Source organism: Mycoplasmopsis gallinacea, assembly GCF_900660495.1.
Lineage (GTDB): Bacteria > Bacillota_I > Bacilli_A > Mycoplasmatales > Metamycoplasmataceae > Mycoplasmopsis > Mycoplasmopsis gallinacea.
In genome coordinates this window covers 968,646-991,059 of sequence record NZ_LR214950.1, presented here as the reverse complement: position 1 = coordinate 991,059, position 22,414 = coordinate 968,646, and the positions used below count along the sequence as shown (strand labels likewise).

Here is a 22,414-nt window from a genome sequence, read left to right as displayed (position 1 = left end):
GCATTTTGGAAAGTCTTAATTTAGTTTTTTGTACAAAATAAAAATGTTTAAAATTCCCTAATTACCCTCAAAACTTGGGCAATTTCAAACAAAAGGAGCATAAATTAATTTGATAAAAGTAAAAAATATTTAAAATATAAATAATTCGTTAAAGGAGAATAAAGTGCAAAGAGAATTTTTAGTCGAAAATAAGTGGTTTCAAAAAATAATAAATGGTCAAAAAGTATATGAAATTCGTCTTGATTATCCATCAAGACAAGATTTAAAAGTAGGTAATTTAATACGGATCAAAAATCAAGATAGTGGCGATTTTGAAGTTGCTCAAATTGAACAAATTCAAAAATTTGATTCATTTAAAAAGCTTTTTGCTGCTATTGATAATTTAAAGCTAGGATTTGAAAATAATCATCCGAATAACTACTTAGAAATTGAAAAGTATTACTCAAAAGAGCAGCAAAAAGAACATAAAGCTGTTGCTTACAAAATCAAATTGGTTAAGTTTAATTTAGATGAAATTGACAATTTTGTCTTTGATATGGATGGAACTTTGCTTAATGAGAAAAATGATATTTTTAAAGAAAATATTGCAGCTATTGAGAAACTTCAACAAATGGGTAAAAAGGTAATTATAGCCACCGGAAGACCTTATTACACGCTCCAAACCACAATTGGTGACATTAAACCTGATTTTCCAATGATTACATCAAATGGAGCTATGATTTATGATAACCAAAATCACGAGCTTATTCATTATGATTCAATGCCAAGCAAAGATGCTCAGCAAATGTTTGATAAGTTAATGGAGCTAAATTATGAGTTTTTAATTTATACAACCAATGGGATGTTTGGGCACCCAACTGGAGCTACTAACTTTTTCCCTGAAAGAGATAATTATAGCTTTTTAGCTCCTGGTGTGTATACTGAAATTGATGCTTCTTTTGACATAAATAAGTATCATGTGTGCAAGTTCTTAATTTTAACTGATAGTGCAGAGTCAAGTTTAATTAAGCAAATTGAAGAACTTTCAGCTTCTTTAAGCGGCATTCATGGCCTTTATTCTAGAAAAACAATGTATGATGTAATGGAAAATACTGCAACTAAAGGTAAGGGATTAATGTACCTTGCATCTAAATATAATTTAGATTTAAATAGAACAATTGCCTTTGGTGATGGTGAAAATGATATTTCAATGTTTGATGTAGTTAAATACAGCGTCAGCATGGATAATGGATTTGAAATAACCAAGAAAAGTGCAGTTTATCCTGGATATAATAATAATTCTCCTTGAATTGAGAAATTGCTCCTCTTTTTAGAAAGCAAGTAAAAAAAGCGCTAGCGCTATTGCTAGTGCTTTTGTTTTGCCTTAATAGAAGTTATTAAAGGTCTTTATTTTTCTTTCTTCCAAGCATAAATGCTCAAAAACCAAGTGTAAGAAGGGCAAGAGACAGAAGTAATCATCCTGAGTTTCCAAGTTGAGCCTATTTTTTAGGCTTATTTTTTATACATATATCAAAGATATATGACCTAAAGAAAAAAATGTTTTTTTACTTACATTACACACATAAAATGATATAATAAGAGCATGAGTTACAGTTTATGCAAGAAAAAACAAAATGGAAAATATTATTTAGTTTTAGCTATTTCTAAAGGTTTTAAAAAAGGTTATGGAAATCAGGTTGGTCTAGGATACTGAGAAGATATCAAAGAAAAGTATGGATTATCTTCAATTGAAGATATGAAAGAAATAGCAAAAAAAGTAGATACATCTTTAGATAAAGCTATTGCAAAAGAAGAATTTTTTAAATTATTAAAACCCACTTCTGTAAAAACAAGTATCCAAAATATTGGAGTTGATTTAATTTATAAAGTTATTAAAGAATTAGATTTATTTTCAGTATTGCCAAAAAGTAAACATAAATCGTTAGAAGAGGTTTTGGAATTTTTCATAGCAACTAGAATTATCCTTCCAAGAAGCTATATGTCACAATATAAAAATAAAAGCGATTTTATAAATGATATTAATGTTAAAAAATCATCAATATATAACTATCTTGATGTTATTTTTGAAAATAAGAACTCTGTTTTAGTCAATTTATTTCAAAAAATAAATGAATTTACAAATCGCAATAATAAAGTTATTCACTTCGATAACACAACAGTTTATTTTGAAAGCTTTACAAGAGAAGGGATGAGAAAAAACGGTTTTTCAAAAGACGGAAAACACAATGAAGATCAAGTAGTCATAGCAATGGCTGTAGACGAAAACGGAATACCAATACACTATAAAGTTTTCCCAGGTAACACGGCTGATGGTAAAACAATGTTATCCTTCGTTTTAGAACTTCAATCAATCTATAAAATAAAGGATATTACAATAGTTGCAGATCGTGGAATAAATAACAACGCAAACTTACGTTTCCTAGAACAAAAAGGAATTAAATATATATTCCAAAAAAGATTAGATACATTAAGTATTGGGATGAAAAAATTCATTCTTGAAGACAAACATTATGTTTTTAGAGATGAAATGTTTTGAAAAGAACAAATTGTTGAATCTGTTTGAAATAAAAATAGATTTAATGGTAAATACAGAAAATGATGTGTGTTTTTCAGTCCTGGGAAAAAGACTTTAGATAAATTAAAAAGAAATAATTTTATTGATAAATTGAATAAGAAAACTGTAAATGGAGAACTGCCACTTAGTTCTTTAGTTCCAGAATATAAAAAGAAATATATGGACATTGATGGCAAAACAGTGGGTAAATTAAATTGAGAGAAAATTAAGAAAAAAGAATCTGAAGATGGTTTTTACATTATTGAAACCAATATTCTAGATTTAACACCAGAAAAAGCTAATGAAATTTACAGAAAACAATGAAAAGTAGAAGAAAATTTCAGAACATTAAAATCTTCTTTACAAGTTAGACCTGTTTTTGTTCATAATGAACAGCATATACTTGCACATCTTTTATTATGTTTCATTGCTCTTGTTGTTTTAAAATACTGTCTTTATAAATTAAAGAAATATTATGAAATCAATGGAGAAATACAAAAAGTGACGTTAGATTTATTTGTGGATTCATTAAGAATGATGACTATAACAAAAAAAGAAGTAAATGGAAAAGTGGTACAAGAAATAATTAATGATTTGGATGAAAACCACAAAGAAAATATAAAAATTTATAAAGATTTCATCGCATGTATGAGTTAATTCTATGTGTGTAATTTTAAATGTAAAAAAACGAATACACCTTATTTATAGCTGTATTCGTTTTTTATAGTGTCTCAACTTGGAAACTCAGGTTTTAGAAAGCAAGTAAAAAAAGCGCTAGCGCTATTGCTAGTGCTTTTGTTTTGCCTTAATAGAAGTTATTAAAGGTCTTTATTTTTCTTTCTTCCAAGCATAAATGCTCAAAAACCAAGTGTAAGAAGGGCAAGAGACAGAAGTAATCATCATCTGAAAATTCCATTATTTGTAGCACCTTTAAGTGCTTGGTCATATGCGCTTCGAATTAAATGCGAAACATTTCCAAGGCTAAGGTTTTTAAGAATTGTAATTTGCTCTTTTGTAAGACCTTTAAAATTATTGTTTGAATTTTCGAAGAATCCACTTGTAGCAAGAGCTTCTGATAATTTATCATATAATGGTGAATTTGATTTATCAAGCATAACCATGCATCTTTCAAATTCTTCTTTATCTCCATTTAAAATACTATCTACAATTCCCATTTCAGCTTCTGCTGCCATTTGATGTTTATCAAGATCTTCTTCTAAATTACTAATAGCATTTTGCACAGTAGCATTATCTGATGAAAATTCTACCGTTTTAGCAATAAGATCATTAAGTTTATCTTTATTTGCAGCATAATTTTCTGAACCATAATCACTATTTCTAAATGCTTCAAGAGCATCATTGATATCATTTCTTACTTTTAATGCGTCTGCTAATTTAGCATATGAATCATCATTAAGTCCAAGATTTGATAAAGCATTTTTAATATTATCTAAATCTTCATTTGAAAGATCTTTGTTTAAATCAGGATTTGTGAGTTTTTCTAAAAGATTATTTGCATTTGTAATTTGATCTTTGAAGTTTTCAATTGCTCCTGGAGCTGAAAAATCTTCATTTGCTAATTTTTCTTTGAAAAGCGCTTTATCTGCATCACTAAGATTATTTAATGAATCAATGTAGCTATTTAAATCGGCTTTAGCTTTATCTAAAGCAAGTGCTTTATCGTAAGCAGCAATTCTATCTTGATAATTATCGTATTTATCAATTTCTGCTTTAAATGCTGCTTTTTGTGCATCATTAAGATTTTCAAGATTGTCAATAAGACCTTTAAGAGCATCTGAATTATCTTTAAGAGCTTCTTTAGCATCTTTAATTTGCTGTGCAGCTGCTTGAATTTCTTCAAGAGAAAGGTTATCTCTATCTCTATAATCAAATGTTCCTTCGGCAATAGCTAAATCATATGCGTTTTGTTTTTCATCTGAGTTTTTAGCATAAAGATCTTGCGCTTTAACTGAATCACTTTCAGCAAGAAGTTTAGCAAGTTCTTCAGCTGCTATTTTACGTTTAGCTTCACCATTAAGAGCCGCTTTAGCTGCTTTAAGATCATCAAGTAATTTACTTAATGCTTCTGAATCAGTAATATTTGCATTTTCATTATTTAATGCATTGTTAAATGCTTCAAGTGCTGCATCATATGCATCTTTAAGTTCTTTGTCTGCATCAAGGTAGTTTCTTGATGTTTTGTCTTTATATGCATCTCCAAGACGATTGTCATTGTAATTAATTAAATCACCCATTGTGTCATTAAATTCTGAAGCATTATCTAAAATATCATCAATATCTGAAATAAGTTCAGCGTTATCAATGTCTTCTTTAAGTGCTGCTTTTTGAGCATCATTAAGATTTTCAAGAGCATCGATAGCATCTTTAGCTTCTTGTTTTTTAGCATCTAAACGATCATTTCCATCAAGATTATCAATAGCATTATTTGTTGCTTGAATAAGTTCTTGAATTTTAGCAAGATCATATGCTACTGGTTCATCTGCATCAAGAGCAGGTTCATTATTTGTAATTGCATCATTAAGAGCATTTTGAGCTTCTTCGCTTGAGTTAGCATAAACAGGTTTATCAAGTAAATCTTTAGCTTTTTCCCGAACTTTTCTAAGTTCAGCCATAGCTTCACTTAACTGATCTTTATTATCTTGAACATTATTAAGATTATCACTTGTTTCAGCTGCTTTAGCTGCTTTAACAAGTTCATCTTTTTGGTTTTGATTAAGATTTGGATCATTTTGAATTTCTTCAATTAATGCTGCTTTTTTGTCAAGGAAGTTTTGATGTCCATCAAGGTTGTTTTTAGCATCTGAAAGTTGTTTTTGAAGCGCAACAACAGAAGCAAGATCTAAAGCAGTTCCACTTGCTTTATCTGTAGCATTTCTAGCTGCATTATTAGCATCATCATAAGCTTGTTTTGGTTCTTCACTAGCTTCTGTGTAATTTGGATTATTTTCAAGTTCTGCATTGTATGCATCAAGCGAATCTTTAAGTTGATCCATTGCTGTGTCAAGAGTTTTTGCATCAGAAGCAATATCTTCAAGATCTGCAATTAAGTTTTTATTTTCAAGAGCTGCTTTAGCTGCTGCTTTTTGTGCATCATTAAGATTTTCAAGAGCATCAATAGCTGCAATAGCTTCGCTTTTAGCTTCATCAAATTTTTCTTGACCATTAAGAGCATCTTTAGCATTGTTTAATGCTTCAATAAGTTTTTGAACTTCAGCTTCATCAAGCTGAGCACCACCATTTTCAGCATCAGCCATAAGATCTGCATTATTGAGTGCTTGATCATAGTTATTTTTAAGTGGGTTTTCATTTGTGTTATCTGAATTAAGATAATCAATGCTTTGTTTTACATTAGCATTAGCTTTAAGAGCTGCTTTAAGTTCACCCATTTTTGTATCAAGTATTTCAGCTTTATCTTTAATACCACGCACATCTTCAGGATGAATTGCGCTATCAACTTGTTCAATTAAAGCTGCTTTTTGAGCATCATTAAGATTTTCAAGAGCGTTAATTGCATCAATAGCTGCTTGTTTTTCTTGAGCAATGTTTGTATCTCCGTTAAGAGCTGCAACTGCGCTATGCACATCATCACTAGCTGTTTTAGGAACAATTACATCAAGAAGATTTTCGGTATCAGGATTTTCTAACTTGGCAAGAGCTGCTTTAGCATCTTCAATTGATTGATCATAAGCGTTTCTAAGATTTTCTTCTGATCCTGTGTAAAGCTCTTGCGCTTTAACTGTATCAGCATTATTGATATAGTCTTTAAGTCTCTTTGTGGCTGCATTAGCTGCTGAGTTAGCTGCATCTGCTGCTGAAACTTCATCAAGATTATTTGCAGCATTAATTGCATCAATAGCTGCTTGTTTTTGAGCATCTGTTAATGAAGCATATTCAGGATTATCTCCATTGATTTTAGCAATAGCTGCATCTTTAGCTGCTTGAAGTTTTTCATCACCATTAAGAGCTTCTCTAGCAGCTTTAAGAGCTTCATGAGCTGTTTTAACAGCTTCAAGATCTAGATTTGCACCATTTTGTCCAAAAAGTTCATCTCTATTTTCAAGAGCATTATCAAATGCTGCTTTATTATTTTCATCAGCAAGAACATAATCATTATCTGTTTTTGAAATTGGATTATCAGCAAAAGTTTCGTCTTTATATGCTTTCATTGCTTCATCTAAAGCAACTGCTTTTTCAGAAATAGCTTCAGCATCTGTTGCCGGTAAATCAAGAACACTATTTTTAAGTGCTTGTTTTTGAGCATCATTAAGATTTTCAAGAGCATCAATTTTAGCAATAGCTGCATCTTTAAGAGCTTTAGCATTTTTTGCTTGTTCTAAAATATCTGCAAGATCTTTATCAAAGTTTTCACCTTCAGCGTTATTGATTGTAGCTGCATCAATAGCATCTTTAAATGCTTTTACCTCAGCAGGTGAAAGTCCTTCGATATTATCGATAGCATTTTTAGCTTCAACTTGAGCATCAGCAAAAATGTTATTAAGTAAGTTTTGTTTATCTTCTTCAGTAAATTCTCTGTCAAGGTCATTTACATCATTTTTAGCAATTGCAAGTGCTTCAGATGAAAGAGTTCCAAATTTATCAGCAATGTCTTGTTTTAATGCATGTCTATTTCCATCAAGAGCTTCTGTAGCATCATTAAGTGCTGTAGAGTCAGAATCAGCCGCTTCGACTGCTGAATCAATATTAGTGTTTTCATCACCTAAATCAAGATTTTGAAGCTGTGCTAGTTTAGTCTCAGCTTCTGCAAGAGCATTATCTACCGCCTCTTTTCTTGCAGGATCATCAAGAGTGTAAATTGAATCTGCTGGAATAGCGGGGTTAGCATTTTCATCACCTGTACGTGATTTTGCTGCATCAATAGTGTCTTTAAGTGAAGAAATAGCTTCATCTAAATTAGCTGCTTGCTCTTCAATATTTTGTGCGTCTTCAAGCGAAGAAGAAGCATCAACTTTATCTTTCATTGCTTGTTTTTGAGCATCTGAAAGATTTTCAAGAGCGTCAATATTATTTTTAATTGCTTCTAAGTTTTCATCACCGTTAAGAGCTGCTTTAGCTTCATTAAGGGCTTTGTTTAATGATTTAAGATCTTCTGGATCTGTATTTGTTGCATCATCACCAATAGCATTTTGAAGCGCTTCTAAAGCGTCATTATAAGCTTTTTGTTTTTCAGGATCAGCAAATTTATAGTCATCGCTTTCTTTCGCGCTTTCAGCTCTTTTTGCTGCAAGTCCAGTAGCAGCATCAAGGGCATTATAATCTTTTGCTTTATTTAATTCTGCTTTAATTTCTTCAGGTGTTATTGCATTTTTAACATTGTTTTTAAATGCTGCTTTTTGAGCTTCTGAAAGGTTTGCAAGAGCATCAATAGCATCAAGAGCATCTTGACGTTCTTGGTCTTGTCCTTTTGCATTAGCTACAACATCACTAAGAACTTTGTCAATTGGATTAGTTTCTGAATTTGCTAAATCAAGGTTTTCTGCAGCTTTATCAATTTGAGCTTTGTAAGCTGTTTTTTCAGCATCTGAAAGGTTTTCAAGAGCATCAATAGCATCTTTTGCTTTTTGAGTTGCTGCTTGTTTTAGCCCTTCATAGAAATTATTGATTTCTTCTTCTGTTGGGTTTTCACTAAGAGCACTGATTTGCTCTTTTAATGCTTCTTTATCTTCTTCAGAGAAATTATCACTAAGAGCATCTACTTTATCTCTTAACACTTGTCTATTCCCATCAAGAGCTTCAACGGCTTTGGTAAGAGCTTCAATTGTGTTATCAGCTCTATTGTCATCATTTGGAGTAATATCATTTGATAATGATTCTAAATTATCTGATGACATATTTGTATCAGCTTGAATTTCAGCGAGTTTTGCTTTAGCTGCTTCAATAGCATTATCTAACGCAGTTTGTTTTTCAGAACTATCATTTGAATAAATTGATTCTTGCTTTTTATCTTCAGCATCAGAAATAGCTTGTTTTAAATCAGGAATAGCACTATTTAATGCTTCCGCTTTTTCAAGTTGAGCAAGAGCAGCTTCTAAATTGGTGTTTTCATTAATTGAGTTTGTGAGAGCGTCTCTTTGAGCTTCACTTAAATTATTTAATGCTGCAATTCTATTAGCAATATCCTCTTGTTTTTGAGTTGATTCATTTGTTAAAGTTTCATATGAATTTGTAAGAGAATTAATTAAAGCTTCAATTTGTTCTGGAGAAAGGTTTTCACCGTTGTTTGTTGCTGCACTAGTTGCATTTGTTAAATCTGTATCATAAGCTGTTTTTGTAGCTACAGTAGCAAATTCATATGCTTTTTCATCTTTATTTTGAGCAATAGCACCTTCATATGTAGAAGCATCATCACCTGAAGAAAGAGCATTTAACTGAGTTTTAACAAGTTCTTTTAACGCGGTCATTTTTTCGTTTTGATTTGTTGCATTTTCAAGTGCAGTAGCAATTTCCTCACTTGTAGCATCAGGGTTATTGATTGCAGTAAGAGCAGCTTGTTTTTGAGCATCATTAAGATCTTTTAATTTACCAAGATCATGAAGAGCTTCTTGTCTATTAATATCTGTTTTAATAGATTCAAGAGCTTCATTGAAAGCGTCTTGATCTTGAGAAGGATCTAAAGCATTGATTCTATTTACAAAATCTTGTTTTTGTTCTAAAGTTAAGTCATTGTATCTATATGCATCAAAAAGATTATTTAAAGCAGCTAATTTAGCTTCTTCATTTTGAATTTGTTTTTCTAAATTATTATTTGTGCTTGTTGCATTATTTGCGTTATCTAAAGTATCGATTTGACTTTGAAGTTCATTTAATTTGTTATCAAGAGATGTTCTTGCCTGCTCTTTAAGATCATTTAAATCTTTTTTAGCTTTATATTCTTCATATCCTTCTTCACCTTCATTTACAGATGTAAGCTCTTCTGAAGCAATATTTGAATTAGGATTTTTAATTTCATTTTTAGCAGTAGCAAGATCAACAATTTCATCTAATCTAGGGTTAACAAATGTACCTGATTTAGCTGTTGGAACTGTCGCACCATCAGAAATTGTTCCTGTTGGAAGGAAGTCTGTTTTGCTTAAAATTTGATCTTTAAGCGCTTGTTTTTCTTCATTAGTTAAATTTCTTAAGTTACCAATATTGATAAATGCATTTTCTTGAGCTGCATCAAGTGAATCCACATTTTGATTTGCCTCTTCTACCTGTGTATCTGTCAAGTTTTCTTGAGCAGCAATTCACTGTTCATAAGCTGCTTTTTGAGCATCAGAAAGATTTGTTTTATTAGCAAGATTATCTCTAATTTGATTTCTTTTAAGTTCATCATCACTAAGAGAAATACCAAATTTATCAAGATCGAAATCTCCGCTTGTTGAAGTAAGTGTATTACTTCTTAATCTATAATCATGGTATTCCATTGATTTGTCTCTTCATGGAATACCATTAAATTTAATTGATCCTGGGTTGACTTTGAAAAATCTAGCATCAGATTCATTTTTAAGTGTAAATTCATATGAAATTTCACCTGCTGAAACTTTTCTGTTGAATGAATCAAAATCATAATCAAAATAAAGAGCGTCTATAAGTGTACCATTTTTATTAGATGCTGCATCTCCTTCTGATTCTCTTCCAGAGATATTTGTAAAATCTTTTGTTGCAATTAATTTTTTCTCATCATTTACTGTTTGATAAATTTTAAGAACTGTATCAGGCATTGTATAGTTCGGCAATTTATTAGAACCTGTGTACTGTCTTTCTTCTAAAACATCTGTATTGAATTTAACACCAGTTTCAATTCTCATGTATTTTGGTCTTTGAGCTCTTACAAATTGCCCAAAAACATTCGTTGTACCTGCTGGAGAACTGGTCATTCTATAAGCAGCCATAATGTGTGTTTGAAATCTTGAGTATTTTCAGTAACTTGTTTGATTTCAATCTTTATTATCATTATTAAAGTTTAAATCTGGATTCTGTCTTTTGAATGTTTCAAATTCAGCTTCAATTTTTAATCTTTTACCTTGAGGAAGAGAGTTTGTAACATAAGTAGTAAACATACTTCCTGTTGAACCACCAAATTCACCATAATCTGGTTGTTGTCTCATTCTATTAAGATATAAAACACCATATTTCTTTGCACCACCATTTGCATCACCATTTGCTTCGTGGTTATTAATTAAGAAACGGTTATGAAGAAATCCACCAGCATTTTCGCCTCCATCTCCTTCAACAACATAATTTCTCCTCACTCAAAAGTGGCTCAACTCAACATTTGATGTACTTGAAAGTAAGTTTCTTCTTTGGTTTGCATTTGCACTATTGAAATATGTCCCTTGATTTTTAGAAACAAGAAGATCATTAGCAATAGTAATTTCTTCTGTGCTTTCAACAGTATCATCGGTTGTGTTGATAACAGAAACTTTATATTTCATTGTTCCATTAACAATATCAATATCAGGAGAAAGTGCAAAACCAATAACACCATTTACGATGTTATCTGTCTCTCCAAAAGTTACTTTTACTTTTTCACGATCACTTCTGAAATTATAAATATTATCAGAAGAATCATTAACTGTTGAATCGGTGTCAATACTAAAAGTATTTTCCATTTTTACATATCTATTTGTATCATCTATACTTGTAGTTTTTCAACCTTCAGTTCTTTGGTTTCTGCTTTGCATTCCTTGATACCCAAATCTTTCAACATTACTGAACATATTAAATCTATTATTGTATGTTCAATCATTTGGATCAAATTGATTTGTTTCAGCATTTGCATCAGATGGCGTTGTAGAAATAATTGCTAAAGGCGCAAAAATTAAACTAGAAGATCCAAAGATAATAGATCTTTTAGATTTTTTAGCAATCTTTCTAATTCTTTCTTTCATATAGTCTCCATTTCTTTTTTTAGTTTATTTTATTTGATTTATTTATTTTGAATGTATATAAAAAAATTACATATTTTAATATTTATGTATTTGTAAATCTATATTACTAAAATATTTTTAAAAAAATAAATAATTATTGAAATTTTTTAAAGCATTTTTGTATTTCTAATTTGCCTATATTTTAGTTCTAAAAGTTCAAAAATGTTTTTTTTTTTTTTAGAGATAACTTCTAAAAATAATTTTAGTATTTGAAAGTTTCTTAAAAAAGAAAAAAACCCACCTAATAAAGTCATTAAACTGGGCACGAAATATTGACACATCCATATTTCGTGTTTTTATATATTTAGGAGGTATTACGAGACAATTAAAGGGCATTTTTTAATCTGTTTTCTTGCACTCACAATCCAAAGATGTTTAGAATTTGTTCTTGATTGCTGTGGCTATCTACTGCCTAAAAACAAAATAATTGATGCAATTAAAAATCAAAAATTATCAATTATTCCAGAAATTAATACTTATATTAAAACAGAAGAATCTGAAGATTTCAAATCTATATTAAAATTTCTTGGAATTAAACCAATTGAGACTATTGGTAAATATGAAGATATTAAATTTACTATATAGGAATTGTATTATAAAAAATACGAATAACTCTATATTGTAGGGTTATTCGTAGTTTTAATTTTTAAAAGTGTCAAACTTAGAAGATAGAAGAAATATAAGTGCCAATTTTTATAGGATCAATATTATTCACTTTAAATTCTAATCATTCAGTTTCAGTTGGTAAAGAAATGAGTTCTTTTATTAAACTTTCTAAATATTCTTTTCTTCTAAATGTAATTTTTAATCCTTTAATTGTTTTTATTACACTTATATTTTAACATTGTAAATTAAAGTATTACAACTTGCTGCAACTTAAAATAAAATTAAAAATGATAGTTTGTAGTGTAAAATGGCTTTAAATTGATGTTTTTCTCTTTTGTTTTAAATAAATTGCAACTTGCTGCAACTTAAATTTTATGCCTTGTTATGCTTTTTTTGTAGTTAACTGAGGTTGTTTGCAACTTGCTGCAACTTAAATTACGAATTGTACACAAATTAAAACACTTGTGTTTCAAATATGTGTGTTTCATTATAAGTTAAATTTAATTTGTGTTGAAAAAGTGCAAAATTAAAAAACAAGAAAAGTTGGTTTATAAACTGGGACACGAAATATGGATACATCCATATTTCGTGTTTTTATATATTTACGAGGCATTATGAGACAATTAAAGGGTATTTTTTAATCTGTTTTCTTGCACTCACAATCCAAAGATGTTTAGAATTTGTTCTTGATTGCTGTGGTTATCCAATGCCCACAAACAAAATAATTGATGCAATTAAAAATCAAAAATTATAAATTATCCCAGAAATTAATAATTACATTAAAACAGAAGAATCTGAAGAGTTCAAAACTATATTAAAAGTTCTTCGAATTAAACTAATTGAGACTATTAGTAAATATGAAGATATTAAATTTACTATATAGGAATTTTATTACAAAAACTACGAATAGCTCTATATTGTAGAGTTATTCATAGTTTTAAGTTTTAAAAGTGTCAAACTTAGAAAAAAGCACTAGAGCTGTTGCTAGTGCTTTTGTTTCGCCTTAATAGAAGTTATTAAAGGTCTTTATTTTTCTTTCTTCCAAGCATAAATGTTCAAAAACCAAGTGTAAGAAGGGTAAGAGACACAAGTAATCATCATTTAAATGAAGTTACTTTTCTTGGAATATAAACTTTAATTGCATCAAGTTTCTTAATTAATGCACTGTAAATTACATTTGAAGCATCGCTTTTTGCAATGGCTTTAAGAATCTCGATTTCCTCTTTAGTTGCTTTGCCTTTAATAGCTAGTTTAAAGTATTTTGCATTTGCCACGTTTTTAGCAAAGTTTTGGTATCTATTTTGATTTACTAAATTATCATGGGCAATTTCATTTTTAAATGTTGTTTCTCTTAAATCTAAAAGAGAATGCACTAAGTTAATTTCGCTTTGAGAATCTTTTTTAAGTAAATCTAAGCGATCTTGAAGCGCTTGCGCAGCTTCTGAGATGTTATTTTGATTATATGAATTATTCTCAGCTAATTTAGCAATTTGTTCTTTTAACAATCTTTCATTTTCTAAGAAAGTATCGCTAGATACATTATCTTTACGGTATCTTTCTAATGCATCTGCAAAGTCATTGTAGTTAATAAGTTCATTAGCTAAATTATTATAATTTGGATTATTAACACCTAAATTGTGAAGGTTATTAATAATTTGATTAATTTCATCATTAGTTAATTTTGTATCACCTTTAGCTGCATCAATAAGTTTTTTAACTGATAAATCAGCTTCGTAAGCATCGTTTTTGATTTTATCTACTAGATCAAAATCTTCGCCATTAGCAGCAATTACTTTATCTTTAAATACTTGCTTTTCAGCTTCATTTAGATATTTAAGTGAATCAATGTAATCGATCGCACCTTTTTTGTGGTTATTGACAATTACTGAATAGTTGTAAATAGCTTGACCTTCTGAGTAAGTTTCTTTAGGTTCAATTGCATCTTTATATTTTTGTTTTTCTTGATCATTAAGGTAGCTGAGATTATCAATTAATTCTTTAGGGAATTTAGAATTATTATTTAAATGCTCATAATCATAATCTAAACTATTTATAGTATTAACATCACCAATTAACTTATCTAAAAGGTTAAATGGAACTTGCTCTAAAGCTAAATCTTCATTGCTTCCATTGTATTTATCTGACTTAAGAAGCTCTTTTGCATAGTTTAAATTATTATCAAACTGAGTTTTAGTCTCTTCATTAGCGCTTGTGTATTTTTTATTATTTGAATCACTAATAAGCTTGTTATATTTATCAACTAACTCTCCAAGTTTTTCCATTTTTGCATCAATTTCAACATAAGAATTATAAATTTCTTTAGCTTCCTGAGCAGTTAAATCTTGATTGTTTATTTTACTATCAGCATCACTTCTTTGTTTTGGATTAAGGTGAGTAAGTTTTGCTAAATCATTTTTGATTACAGTAATATCAGCTTGTTTTTTAAGTTCATTAAATTTAGCAACGCTATCAGTATCATCGCTATTAATTAAGTTAATAAGTTCATCAGCTTGCTCTCTAGTAAGTCCTGGATTACCTTCATTATTACTATCAACAAGTTCATTAATTTTGTTAATTAATTCATTTTTTCTAGGCTCTAAATCCACTGAAAATCCACTTAAAACAAGAGTTCCTTCTGTTGTAGAAGTTTTAACAGCTTTATCAGCATTTGCAAATTCATCTTTTGTAGAAACTAAGTGGTATTTAAATGTAATAGTTCCATCTTCATCATCAATTACAATATCATCAGGGTTAATTTCAATTTTTGATTTATTAACTACTAATTCTGGAGTTGAAATATTTGTGCTAATAAGTTCAAAAAGATTTTCTTTAGCAGCAAATTCTGAAGCTTTAACGCTTCTTTGTTCTTGTGAAGGATCATTGTAAGTAACTGTTTTAGTTGCCTCTTTGCTGTTAACTAATTTATTTAAACGTTCCACTTCACTTTGGAAATTGCTAATAGTGAATTCTTTTTCTACAAATACATCTTCAGCACCTTCTTTAGTTGAAGTAATTTTGTATTTACCTGTAACTGAATTAGTTAAATCGTTTTTAGTAATTGAATCAGGAATAAGCTCAACATTAGCATCTTCTAAATTATTGGTAAAGGTAATGTTATTTAAATCAATTTCAGAAGGAGAAGTTTTTTCTTTACCTGGATAACTTACCTGAGAGCTAAGTTCATCAAGTCTTTCTGCTTCGGTTTTAAATCTTGGTACTTCTACTTCTTTTTCATTTGAAGCGTATGTATCGCTAGGATCATTTTTATTTGTTGAAACAATAACATATTTAATAGTTAAATTACCATCTTTATCGTTTGCATTAACAACTTCAGTAACTTTTACAACTCTATTGTAAATTCCATCAGGATCTTGTTCTACTGTTCCAGGAAGTGTTTTCTCTGATGTTGAATTATCAAAATATGAAGGTAACTTTGAATTATCACCATTAAATGATGCATCTAAATTATTAATATTGTTTAATTCTTTTGAAGGGATTTTGAATCCACTAAATTCTTGAGAATGAGTTTCAGAAATAACCTTATTCATTCCGTCTTTTGTAGATTCAAAGTGATAATTAACTTTTAATGTACCAGCTTCATTGTTTATTTCTGTTATTGAATCAATAACTAATTTAGCATTATCAAAAGTATTCGGGTTAGAAGTGAATTTTTCTTTAAGCGCAGCTGAAGCAATAGTTTTATCTTTGTTTGGAAAATCTAAAGTTGCACTTAGATCATTTAATCTTTGTTTTTCGATGTCTTGATCAATTTTATCTTGATCAACTTCAGTTCTAAACTCATCAATTACTAAGTTTTTATTATTACTTTCAGGAGTAACGAAATTATCAATTTGTCAATTTGAAACTAATTCACTTTGTCTCTTAGTTGAAATTAATTTAAGATTTAAAGTATTTTCTCCAGCTTGATTATCTGGGGTAATTGAATTAATTCTTATATTAGCTTTGTTGTCAGTTTTTTTAGTTTCATCATAAGAATAATTATTTTTATTATTAGCCGGTGCAACAGAAGGTAACTGGTCTTTTTTAGTTCCATTAAAATCAATATCTTCTTTACTTAAAGAATCTAAAAGTTCATTTAATCTTTGACTTTCAGTTTTAAAACCGCTAAGAATAATTTCTTTAGTTTCAGATTCATCATTGGTTTGATTATTTTTTAATTTATATGAAAGTTTAATTTCACCAGTAATGTCATTGTAACCAATAATTTCTTTATCAATTACACTAAAGTCAGGATCTTTCGCACTTAAAGTAATTTCATTAGCATCATATTCAGAAGCTAATTTATTTTTAGTTACATTTATATCTAAATCATTAATGTTTTTAGCATTTGATTCTTCTTTTTCTCTTTCACCATCAGTTTGAAAAAGATTTAAAGTATAAGTTCTAGTTTTAGAAACAATGTCATTATTTGGAATATCTGTTCGAGTAGATAAGAAATGATATTTGAAAGAAATTGCCCCATATTGACCATCTCTTTGAGTAATTTCATCAATTATTAATTTAACTTTATTTTCCGAATTAAGATCAATGAATTCACCTGTTTCATCATTTCTTCCTCTTAAATAACCTGATAATTCTGATAATTTAACTTCATCTACAGTAGTTTTATTTTGTGGTTTATCACCATTAAATTCAAAATTTTTGGCTTTATTTAATAAATTATTTAATCTTTGTTCTTCAGTCATATAACCATTAATAGTTATAGTTTTAAGTTCTGATGTAACAACCTCTCCATTTTTATTGCTTTGCACAACAAAATTAGCTACTAATGTTCCGGTTCTATCATCTCAAGATTCAATTGACTTAACGACAATAGTTTCATTTGAGTGATCAAGATTATCATTAGGATCAAAACTAATATTTACATCTGATAAATTATTTACAAATTCTGATGCTTGTTTAAGAGGATCAGCAGTACCTACAAAATTGCTTGCAGCATTGCTTTTTTCTTCTTTTTCTTCACTAGTCATAAAGCCAGTTATTTTAGTAGTTAAGTTTTTACTTGAAACAACTTTTTGATCACCTAAATTATCTTTGGTTGATTCTAATTTATAAACTACAATTGCTCCTCTTGGATCATTTGGATCAGGTGTAATTGTGTTAATAATTACTTTAGCATTATTAGCTGGATTAATACCAGTTGTAAAATTATCTTTATTTAAATCACTAACAGCAACAGATTTTTTATCTGCGCCATTAAACTCAACGGTTTTAGTAACAGTTTGATCTTGAACTAATTGATCTAATCTTTCCTGTTCAGTTAAAGTGCTTAAGGCATTGTCGTTATTTAAAGTGTAAGTTTTACTTGATTGGACAGTTTCAAGGTTTTCTTTAGTTGATTGATATTTGTAATTTAAATCTAATTTACCAGTTGCTTCATTTCTATTAGTAATGCTTAAATCAACAGGTTTAGTATCTTCTGGAATAGTATCATTATTAAATTCAATTTCGTCAACTGAAATTTCGCTAGCTGTATCAGTGGCTTTTGGATTATCTTTAACTTTAGCAGTTGCGGCACTTAATTCGTTTAATCTTGCAAATTCAGCATTATAACGTTCTTGTCCATTTAAAGCATCAATTGAATTTTTAATTTTTTCATTTAAAGAATCAACTGTTGCTTTATTCATTAAATCAGGATTATTTTCATTATTTAAAGCGGTTACTAAATCTTCTGCTTCTTTAATTGCCCCACCTTTTACATTGTTATTTTTAGTAGGGTTTCCATCATAAGCAGCTCTTAAGGCATTAGTGGTTTAAGTATAATTATTGCCTTCAGCAACTGTTGCTTGATTAGAAATGTAGTCTTTTAAAGTCTTCATTGAAGAATCTAATGCTTTATTGCTTTTATCTTGGTTATTAACATCTTCAATAGTATTTTGACTATTAATTAACTGAATTGCTTTTTCTTTTTGTTTTGATGTTAAATATGAATAATCGGAATTAATTTTTCTAATTGCTTCATCCTTAGCGGCTTTTAACCTCTCTTCACCATTTAAAGCAGTAACTGCATTATTAAGAGCTGCAGTTTTTCGATTTACTTGGTCTAAAGTTAAATTAGGTCCACTTGTTTTATTAATATCATTTTCTTTGGCAGTAATTAAATTTTCTAAAGTTTCTTGATTATCTGCTTGAGTATAATCAGTGCTTGTTCTAATTGTTTCAATATTAGCTGGACTTTCGCTATAAACTTTCATAGCATCGTCTAGTTTATTATTTTTAGCATCTTGATTAGTAACATCGTTTACAGTTGTTAATGCGTCAATTTTGTTAATTGCATCTGTTTTTTGCGCATCATTTAAATATGTATAAGCAGTGTTTAATTTATTTTTTGCTTGTTTTTTAGCTTCTGCTAGATTTTCATCACCATTTAATTCTTCTTTTGCTTGTTTTAAAGCTGCAATTTTTTGATTAATTTGATCAATTGTTAAATTATCACTTTGGCTTGATAAATCTGTGTTTCTTTGATTTAAACCATTATCAAAAGCAGTTTTTTTATCATTATCTGCTTCAGTATAATCAGTGCTTTTCTTAATTGTTGCTACATTGGTTTCATCGCTATTAGTTTCATCTTTGAATGTATTTTTATAATCATTCATTTTTTGATTTACTAATTCTGCTTCAGTGAAAATTGCATTTATTTTTGTAGCATCATCAGTATTTTGTTCGTCAATTCTATTTTTTAATGATTCTTTTTGAGCTGGATTTAAACTATCTAAATTATCTATTTTAGCCTTTGTGATTGTTTTAAGTAGAAGAAAATCGTATGGATTATTATTTTCATCCATATTTTCAGAATTAATTAAATTTTTATATGTGTCTTTTTCTGTATTTCCTAAAGAAGTTTGATCGATTAAATTATTAGCATTTTCTTTCATTTTGCTAAAAATTTGTTGTTCAATTTCTTTAATTTTTTCATTTTTAGCTTCATCGTCCAAAGTTGAATCTTTATAGACATTTTTAATTTGTTCGCGATAAGGATCTTTTTGCTGTTCGTTAGTTCATAAACTAAATTTATTTATGATTTCTTCTGGCTTTGAATCAGCTTCAATTGAATTTTTGATCTCGTCTCCAATAGCTTGCAACTGAGCATAATTATCTGCATCTTCACCCAAACTATCGATTCTTTCAGTATAGTGTTTTTTCTGCTCATCAGATAAAGAAGAATCTGAAAGTATTTTTTGTAATTCTGTAACTTTTTCTCTATATTTTAATAAACCTTCTAATTTCTCTTCAGCAACTATATAAGTGTTTAAACCTGTTGCTAATTCTTCATTAGTGGTGGTTAAATTTAATTTTTCTTGTCTCTTACTATTTCAACCAGTGCTTTCAATTTTTCCTTCAATAGCTGTGTTTAATTCATTTAATTTTTTTTGTAATTCTTGCAATTGAGTTGTTAATTTTGCTTTTTCACTATCAAAATCTGCTTTTTCAGGCTCTTCAGGTTCGAATTTATAATCAAAAGAAGCTTTTTTTTCTTGATAAGTAGCTAATTTGGCTCTAATTTGAGCAATTTTGTTATTTATTCCAATTAGTCCGTTATCTCCTAATAATTCCAAAGCCTTATCATAATTTCCGCCTCTAGCTTTTTCATCACGATTTAAGTCTTGACTATATTTTAATCAATTCAATAATGTATTGCTTAAATCTTGTGGAATATTTCTATTTGAATTATTTGAATCATTTGGATCTACAGTTGCATTTTTTAAAATAGTTACAAAATTATCATAATATGCTCGTGGAGCATTATAAACTTCTTTTTTTAATTCCTCTTGAAGCTCATTTAAAACATAACTTTTAAATTCTTCAAAAGTGTTAAATCTTCCACGATATTCACTAAGTGTTTTAAAAGTTATTAAATTTTTTATTTTTTTATCAAATGCTTCAATTGTCTTTTCAGCTGCATCATCTTCATCAGTAATGGCTTTGTTGGGCATAAATCTTCATTCAATTGAACCAGTTTCGTGTTTTCTGAAAGTAGCGAAATATAAATCAGGTCTCTCTCAAAATCACATTTTAATTTCTTTAATTCACTCATTTTTAGAGTTCTCATCATTAATTTGGTTAAAACTTGGTAATTGAATAAAAAAATCATAAACTGATTGCAATTGATTTTGATCAATTCCAAAATCTATTATTTTGTCCTTATACTCTCCTCTTGGTTTTTTGTACATTTCTGGAACATACAAATTGTTTCTAGTGGAACTAGAAGTACGACCCTTTTTTTGTGATTCGATAAAAGTTTTCAACTCTTCAGCTGCTGCTCTTTGAGAATCATTTCAATTTTCCTGATTGGCAACATTAATAACTGAAACTAAAACTAATGATGATGTTATTATTCCCCCAAAAGAAAGAAAAATTTTTCTGCTTTTCTTCATTTTAATACACATCCCTCCATTATATATATATATATATATATATATATATTATAACTCTTTTATATGAATGTGAAATTTTCGTATATATTAAATAGCAAACGAAATGTCACACCCTTGAGTTTTAAATTAAAAATCTACATCTTAGATAAAATTTTAATTGATAAAGGAGTGACTATGGGTGTGTTTAAAATAACAACACATAAAAAAATGAGCTATTACGAAGAAAGAAAGGCTCAAATAATAGCAGGTATTATAAGGTTTTGAAACAAAAGAACAAACAAAGAACTTGCTAGGATGTATCACGTCAGCGTCAGAACAATAATTAGATACAAACAAGAAATAAAACCATTTATAGAAAATGGTACTTTTAACGTTGCTCACAAAGGTAGAAAAAATGAAAATGCACTCAAATATAATGATGAAACTATAAATAAAATTATGTGTGATTATTACGATTTTTCTGAAGAATTTTTTCCTAAAAAAGCAACTATTAACACCGCTCCTTTTTGACTTTATTATTATGAAAAAGTAAAACAAAGTTTTAATATTAGTTATTCACAAGCTTTTAGAAGAGTTAAAAAGCAAGGTTTCATTAACATCCAAATGACAAGAAAAGGTAAAAGAGAATCTAGAAAAATTAGAAGATTGCTTGAACAAGAAATTGGTGAAAAAACTTCACTTTTCACAAGAATTGGTTCTTTAGAAATAGATGAACGTGAGAAGAAAAGAAAAAGCGTTTATCAAGCTAAAAATATACATTTAAAATTTGGTGAAAATGTTGAATTAGATGCTTGTCAAGAAATATTTTTCGGGGATAAAAAAGTTTTCATTTACCACGCAATTGATTCAGCTACAGGTAAATTACTTGAACTTCAATGTGAAGAGCAAGAAACAAATGTGGGATACCAAAAGCTAATTGATAAACTCTTTAAAAAATATGGATTTCCTTCAAATATAACAACAGATCGTAGAAGAACTTTTTGAGGTTCGGAAAAAACATACACAATGTTTGAAGAGGCTTTAATCGATAGAGGAATTACTTTATTTGTGTCGTCTAACCCTAAAGATAAGCCAAATGTGGAAAGATCTTTTGCTAGTGCTCAAAATTATTACCCTTATTTATTTAAAAATAAAGGTATTGATTCTATTGAAAAGTTAAATAAAAGAAGCGAAGAAATTATTGATGAATATAATAGACATTTTCAAAAAACAGAAGGTAATAAAGAAAGCAAATTTATCAAAAACGATCCTAGTTCAAATATTTACGATTTTTCTTTAAGAATTAGAAGAAGAGTAAATAATGGAGTCGTTATGTATAAAAATAAAATGCTCGCCCCTTACGACGAACATAATAAAAGATTAATGTTTTTTTCACAAAGCGGAAAAGATATTAATTTATGTTTAGATGTAAACCAAAACTTATATTTCGAAATCAATAATAAGAAATATATTGCAAAAGTAGTTGAAGAATCTGAATTGAATGAAACCGAAATTTATGCTTTAGCTAAAGGGTTAGATATTTCTATCCCACAAGTACATGTGATTGCAAAGGCAATTGTAAATTCTAGAAAATTCACTTTAGCACAGTCACAATTAAGACATTTTCCCGACGAAATTCTCAAAAATGAAAATGCACAAAAGATAATCAAAATACTTGAAAGAAGTGAAGAAATTTTGTTAAAACTTTATAACTTACTTGAAAAAGATATAGAGTGAAAAGATAAAGTTGCATTTATTGACAACTAATATCACAAAACATATTTTATAATCAACAATTTCTTTATGAATTTTGAAGTTCTTTTGCTTCTTTTCTGCGAAAGAAAAGAAGGCCCGTGCGGCAGCACAAATATTGAATTTGTAAAACCAAAAACTAACATACACAATTAATTGATTTTGTTAATTCAATA

General features: G+C 28.8%; 6 protein-coding genes and 2 pseudogenes. 5 read left to right on the top strand and 3 right to left on the bottom strand.

Going from position 1 to position 22,414, the window contains the following annotated elements; translation table 4 throughout:
• Positions 1-163: 163 nt before the first annotated feature.
• Positions 164-1,324, top strand: a complete 1,161-nt coding sequence (locus EXC51_RS03860; protein ID WP_129620601.1) for a Cof-type HAD-IIB family hydrolase — start codon at positions 164-166, stop codon at positions 1,322-1,324.
• A gap of 258 nt (positions 1,325-1,582) precedes the next feature.
• The gene (locus EXC51_RS03855; protein WP_129619975.1) at positions 1,583-3,211 is read left to right on the top strand and encodes an IS1634 family transposase; all 1,629 of its coding nucleotides are present in this window, start codon (positions 1,583-1,585) and stop codon (positions 3,209-3,211) included.
• Positions 3,212-3,372: 161 nt separating this feature from the next.
• Here EXC51_RS03855 and EXC51_RS03850 read toward each other — a convergent pair whose 3' ends face one another.
• Positions 3,373-11,466, bottom strand: coding sequence for a GA module-containing protein (locus EXC51_RS03850; protein ID WP_129620600.1), 8,094 nt, complete (start codon positions 11,464-11,466; stop codon positions 3,373-3,375).
• A 357-nt stretch (positions 11,467-11,823) separates the two neighbouring features.
• On the opposite strand from EXC51_RS03850, the pseudogene EXC51_RS04370 reads away from it, so the two are divergent.
• Positions 11,824-12,090, top strand: a pseudogene (locus tag EXC51_RS04370) (IS1634 family transposase); the annotation flags it as partial.
• Positions 12,091-12,727: 637 nt separating this feature from the next.
• Positions 12,728-12,994: pseudogene (locus tag EXC51_RS04365) on the top strand (IS1634 family transposase); the annotation flags it as partial.
• A 133-nt stretch (positions 12,995-13,127) separates the two neighbouring features.
• On the opposite strand, the gene EXC51_RS03840 reads toward EXC51_RS04365, so the two are convergent.
• Positions 13,128-17,759: a lipoprotein 17-related variable surface protein gene (locus EXC51_RS03840; RefSeq protein ID WP_129620598.1), complete on the bottom strand. Its 4,632-nt coding sequence runs from the start codon at positions 17,757-17,759 to the stop codon at positions 13,128-13,130.
• Positions 17,760-17,885: 126 nt separating this feature from the next.
• On the bottom strand, positions 17,886-20,507 hold the full coding sequence (locus tag EXC51_RS03835) for a GA module-containing protein (RefSeq protein ID WP_165001824.1): 2,622 nt from the start codon (positions 20,505-20,507) through the stop codon (positions 17,886-17,888).
• A gap of 114 nt (positions 20,508-20,621) precedes the next feature.
• Here EXC51_RS03835 and EXC51_RS03830 point away from each other — a divergent pair, with 114 nt between their 5' ends.
• Entirely contained in the window at positions 20,622-22,253 is a 1,632-nt protein-coding gene (locus EXC51_RS03830; protein ID WP_129620239.1) for a hypothetical protein, read from the top strand.
• The last annotated feature ends 161 nt before the right edge of the window (positions 22,254-22,414 follow it).